The organism is Thermodesulfovibrionales bacterium, assembly GCA_035622735.1.
Classification (GTDB): Bacteria; Nitrospirota; Thermodesulfovibrionia; order Thermodesulfovibrionales; family UBA9159; genus DASPUT01.
Map to the genome: position 1 here is coordinate 1 of DASPUT010000030.1, position 5,488 is coordinate 5,488.

The 5,488-nt window shown below is 53.8% G+C and carries 5 protein-coding genes; 4 read left to right on the forward strand and 1 reads right to left on the reverse strand.

Going from position 1 to position 5,488, the window contains the following annotated elements; genetic code table 11:
• A partial coding sequence (locus tag VEI96_01505) for a hypothetical protein (GenBank protein ID HXX56658.1) occupies positions 1 to 1,252 on the forward strand: 1,252 nt, incomplete at its 5' end.
• Here the strand turns inward: VEI96_01505 and VEI96_01510 are convergent.
• On the reverse strand, positions 1,223 to 1,777 hold the full coding sequence (locus VEI96_01510; protein HXX56659.1) for an adenylyl-sulfate kinase: 555 nt from the start codon (positions 1,775 to 1,777) through the stop codon (positions 1,223 to 1,225). The two genes, VEI96_01505 and VEI96_01510, sit on opposite strands and share 30 nt — an antisense overlap.
• A 128-nt stretch (positions 1,778 to 1,905) precedes the next feature.
• Between VEI96_01510 and VEI96_01515 the strand changes: the two genes are divergently transcribed.
• The 3 genes from VEI96_01515 (at position 1,906) to lepB (ending at position 5,348) form a co-directional block, all read left to right on the forward strand.
• Entirely contained in the window at positions 1,906 to 2,835 is a 930-nt protein-coding gene (locus VEI96_01515; GenBank protein HXX56660.1) for an ROK family protein, read from the forward strand.
• A 74-nt stretch (positions 2,836 to 2,909) separates the two neighbouring features.
• Positions 2,910 to 4,697: a translation elongation factor 4 gene (lepA, locus tag VEI96_01520; protein HXX56661.1), complete on the forward strand. Its 1,788-nt coding sequence runs from the start codon at positions 2,910 to 2,912 to the stop codon at positions 4,695 to 4,697.
• 36 nt (positions 4,698 to 4,733) lie between these two features.
• Positions 4,734 to 5,348, forward strand: a complete 615-nt coding sequence (gene lepB / locus VEI96_01525) for a signal peptidase I (protein ID HXX56662.1) — start codon at positions 4,734 to 4,736, stop codon at positions 5,346 to 5,348.
• The last annotated feature ends 140 nt before the right edge of the window (positions 5,349 to 5,488 follow it).

Consider the following 5,488-nt stretch of genomic DNA (forward strand, 5'->3'; position numbering starts at 1 on the left):
GTTCATAGAACCGGACCACTCAAAGGGCGATTTCTGGACCTACCACCTGTTCGATACCCAGTTGCAGGAGAATCTCTGGGACCTGAAATGGACTTACGAAAACAGGGAACGCGATGAGGGGGTCACCGGTTATCTCAATCTGAACTATATGTCGAGCACCTTCTATAGCCAGTATTATCCTTATCTCAGCAGCACCCTGAGGAAGGCCATCGATCCTGCTTCATATCAGAGCCTGACCACGGAACGATTCCTCGAATCAACAGGCGAGGTCGCCCTGAACTTTGCGTCTTCACGCCTCTACCTGAACTCCCAGTACCTCGTGGACCTCCAGCCAGGGGCCAGTCAGGGCATTGTCTTACAGCGGCTGCCGGAAATCGGCTACTTCCTGGACCCGAGGCCGCTCGGCCCCCTTGTATTCTCCCTCACGACGAACGTCGATAATTACTGGAGGAGTCAGGGGGTTTGGGGACAGAGGTTCGATCTCTACCCGAGGCTGACCTATTCCGCGGGAAGCGATGTGATTCTCACACAGTCTCTCGGTTTGAGAGAGACCGCCTATTCCCTCCATGAATCAGACGGATTTTCGAATTCCCTGCACCGGGAGAGCTTCGACTACACGATCCTCGCCTATACGAGGCTGATGAAATCCTACGGATCCTTTACTCACATCGTCGAACCATCGATAGGGTATACCTTCATACCGTCGGTGACCAGCAACCTCCCCATTTTCGACTCGACGGAACTCTATACGAAGACATCTTCCATCCAATTCTCTCTCATGAACAGATTCAGGGACACGAGCGGTGACTTCCTCGTGCTCAGACTCACTCAGGCCTTTGATTCCTATCAGGACCACCCCCTTCAGCCCCTGACGATCGATGCCTCGGTTCTCAGGCCCCTGAATCTCAGAGTTCAGTTTTCCTTCGATGTGAATGCCGGCAAAGTCGAGACGGTAAATTCCGATCTCACCATACCCTTGGCGAAGGGGTCTGTTTACCTCGCCGAGCGTTACGAAAGGAACCAGGATATCCTCTCCTATGTCCTCGGGGCAAGATATCCCTTCTCGAAGGCGCTGTCGGCAGAAGGGAGTTTTTGGTATGACGCGAAGAATGGCGGATTCCAGAATTTTGCCGCCAGCGTCAAATATCAGCAGCAGTGCTGGGGAGTGACCCTCGTCTTCACGAAAAGGCAGAGCGATTACAGTTTTTCGGTACTCTTTGACCTACTCGGCATCGGTACAATCAAGCTCTGAGTCCCGCAGCCGGCCGATAAGGGCTTCTATCCGTTCCGCAGCGGCGGCCAAGGTGGTCTTATCCATCTCTATCAGAATTTCGGGATTTCGGGGCTCCTCGTAGGGTGCCGTTATCCCGGGCACGGGCCAGCCGGCTTTCGCCTTTTCATAAACCTCTCCCGGCGCTCCGTATGCCTCCCGCCGTCGCGTCTCCCGTGCGATGCAGACCTCAACGGGACATTTCAGATATGCCTCTCCGTACAGGGGAATAAGAGTTCTCGCAAGATCCCTCCACTTTCTCAGGTTTCCCGTTGCGTCTATGACGACGCTCTCCCCGTGACCGACGAGGGTTGCTGCGATAAAGACAAGACACCGGTAAACAATATCCCTCTCCTCCGCCGAGTATGTGGGCTCGGGCGTTACGATCTTCCTCAGATCATCCATCCTGAGCACGATGAAATCGGGATGGCGCTTCTTTATCTCCTCAGCGAGAGTACTCTTGCCGCTCCCGGGAAGGCCAGTCAACCACACCCCTATCGCTTTCATGTAACGACATCTTACCACAAACCGGAGGCGTCTTCATTCCTCCAACTGCGAGCTCTTCCGCTCCCCGACGGCGCACTATTGTGGTATACTACGTGAATCTTTTCTTACTGGTTTTAGTGCAGTGTCCCATGAAAAAACACTACGCGATAGGAATCGATCTCGGCGGCACTAATCTGAGGGTGGCCTTAGTCTCTGAGGACGGTGAGATCATCAATAAGAGAAAACTGCCTTCTATCGAACAGGTCGAGGAGTCTCTCCTGCGCTCTGCGGAAGAAGTTTTCACGGACGGGGTAGTCGGAATAGGTTTGGGAGTGGCAGGATTGATAGACAGGGAAAGATTCAGGGTAGCTGTTTCGCCGAATCTCCCGGCGGTCGAAGGGGTGGACTTCAACGCGCTGTTTCAGGATAGATTCCGGGTACCGGTCTTTATCGAAAATGATGCAAATGTAGCCGCCCTCGGTGAGAAATGGGCGGGCGCGGGAAGGGACTTTAAGAGCTTTGTCCTCCTCACCCTAGGGACCGGCATCGGCAGCGGAATAATCTATGACGGAAGGCTCATGAACGTCGCTGCCGAGGTCGGCCACATGAGCATCATCGCTAACGGGGTGAAGTGTTCCTGCGGCGGTATCGGGTGCCTTGAATCCTATGCCGCGGCTAAGGCTATCCTCGGCTATGCAGTCACGGCCCTGGAACACGGTTCGGAAAGCATGTTGCGGGAACTCCATAATGGAAATATCTACAAGCTGACGGGAGAAGATATTTATAAGGCTGCCCTCGAGGGAGACAATCTCTCGCGAGACGTATTGAAGGAAGCGGGCAGATACCTCGGGGTGGGGATATCAAACATCATAAACATCTTCAGTCCGGAGGCCATCATACTCTCCGGAGGTCTTATCGGCGCCTGGAATATCTATGTCCAGGAGGCGATAAAAGAGGCATCGAGGCGGACACTGAAGCACCTCTTCGACAGAGTGAAGATCATTCCTTCGTCCCTGGGGGATAATGCGGGAATTGTAGGCTCAGCATGTCTGGCCCTCGCCGCTACCCATGAAAGATAGGGGGCTGCGGGCGATCCCGGAACGGATCGGTCCCTGCGATACCCCGGAAAACCTCTTCTGTAACCGCTATTGAGATGACAAAACGGATAAGAAACTTTTCGATTATCGCTCACATCGACCATGGGAAATCGACCCTGGCCGACAGGTTGCTGGAATACACCGGCGCCCTCAGCTCGAGAGAGATGATGGCCCAGGTGCTGGACTCGATGGATCTCGAGCGGGAAAGGGGCATAACGATTAAGGCGCATGCGGTGAGACTCATTTACCGTGCTGACGATGGCGCCGATTATGTGCTGAACCTCATAGATACACCGGGGCATGTGGACTTTTCCTACGAAGTTTCGAGAAGCCTTGCCTCATGCGAGGGGGCATTGCTCATCGTCGACGCCACGCAAGGCGTTGAGGCCCAGACTGTTGCGAACACCTATCTCGCCATCGAGCACAACCTGGAGATAATCCCCGTTATCAATAAGATAGATCTCCCCGCAGCCGAGCCCGAAAGGGTAAAGGACCAGATAACGGACATTGTCGGGATAGAGAGTTCGGAGGCTATTCTCGCGAGTGCAAAAGAGGGGACGGGCACAAAGGAGGTCCTCGAAGCGATCGTGAAGTACGTCCCCGAGCCCCAGGGCGATGCGAACAATCCTCTCAAGGCCCTCCTCTTCGATTCCTGGTTTGACAATTATCAGGGTGTCATAGTCCTCGTGAGGATATTTGACGGAACCGTGAAGGCCGGGATGAAGATTCGGCTCATGCGCACCGACAGGGAATTCGACGTATCTCAGGTAGGGGTCTTCACGCCGAAACCTCAGCCTGTTCAGGAGCTTTCCGCCGGCGAGGTCGGATACATCATCGCCGGGATAAAGACGGTGAGCGACACAAAGATAGGAGACACGATCACCGACGCAGCGAACCCCGCAACTGAACCCTGCCCCGGTTATAAAGAGATAAAGCCTATGGTCTTCAGCGGACTCTACCCCACGGAGACCCATCAGTACGAGGGGCTGAAAGAGGCCCTCGAAAAGTTGCGACTGAATGACTCTTCCTTCTCATACGAACCGGAGACATCAACCGCTCTCGGCTTCGGGTTCAGGTGCGGATTTCTCGGACTCCTCCATATGGAGATCATCAAAGAGAGGCTTGAACGGGAGTTCGGTCTCTCTCTTATCAGCACCGCTCCCACCGTCATCTACCGGATTACGGACGCGAAGGAGAATATCCTGTTTGTCGACAACCCCACATCACTGCCTGAACGGTTTCTCATGATCGAGGAGCCCTTCGTGAAGATAACCATATTTGTACCCCAGCAATACATAGGACCGATCCTTGACCTCTGTCAGGAGAAGCGCGGCATCCAGAGGGAGTTCACGTACATCGGGAAAGACAGGATCATGGTCGTCTACGAGGTACCCCTCAACGAGATTCTCTGGGATTTCTACGACCGGTTGAAATCCCTGTCGAAAGGCTATGCTTCCATGGACTATGAGTTTACCGGATACAGGGAATCGGACCTCGTCAGGCTCGATGTCCTCCTGAACGGTGAGGCCGTGGACGCCCTTTCCTTGATAGTTCACCGGGACAAGGCGTATTATAAGGGCAGGCAGATTGCGGAGAAGCTGAGGGAGGTGATCCCCCGGCAGCTCTATGAGGTCGTGATACAGGCGGCGATAGGGTCCAAGGTCATCGCGCGAGAGAGTGTAAAAGCGCTGAGGAAGGATGTCCTTGCGAAGTGTTACGGGGGTGATATCACGAGAAAGAGGAAACTCCTCGAGAAACAGAAGGAAGGGAAAAGGAGGATGAAGCAGGTCGGCAGGATAGAGGTCCCGCAGGAGGCGTTCCTCTCCGTATTGAAGGTGAAATGACGTGAGGCTATATCCCACAAGGAGGAATAGGGCATCGTGAAAAAAAACAAGAGGGAGCTTATCTGGGAATATACAAAGGCCATCGGAACCGCTCTCCTTCTCGCGCTCTTTATCAGGGCATATTTTGTCCAGGCATTCAAGATACCCTCGGGCTCAATGATACCGACGCTCCTCATCGGGGACCACATCCTCGTGAACAAATTTATCTACGGGACAACGATTCCCTTCACGGACAAGAGGGTCCTCATATTCACGAAGCCCGAACGAGGTGATATAATAGTCTTCAAATACCCCGAGGACCGCAGTAGGGATTTCATAAAACGGGCTATCGCCGTTGAAGGCGACACCATAGAATCGAGAAACAAGATAATCTATGTGAACGGGAAACCGGTGGAGGAGCCTTACATACAGCATACCGACCTCTCAACGCGGCCGGGGGGGATCGAGCCGAGGGATAATTTCGGGCCCATCATCGTACCGAAGGGAAAATATTTCATGATGGGCGACAACCGTGACCAGAGTTATGACAGCAGGTATTGGGGATATGTCGACATGGGCGATATCCGGGGTAAGGCTTTGATAATCTACTGGTCCTGGGACAGCAAGAAGACCTGGCCAAGGCTGGGTCGCATAGGGAGGTTGGTCAGATGAAACACCTTCGCAGCAGGGACGGTTTCATAAAACCGCTCCTCACGATCGCAATCCTCGCGGCCGTTGTCTACGGGGGATATCTTTTCGGGATGCCCTATTACCGGTACGAAGCCTTTAAGAGCGAGGTGAAGGCTACCATG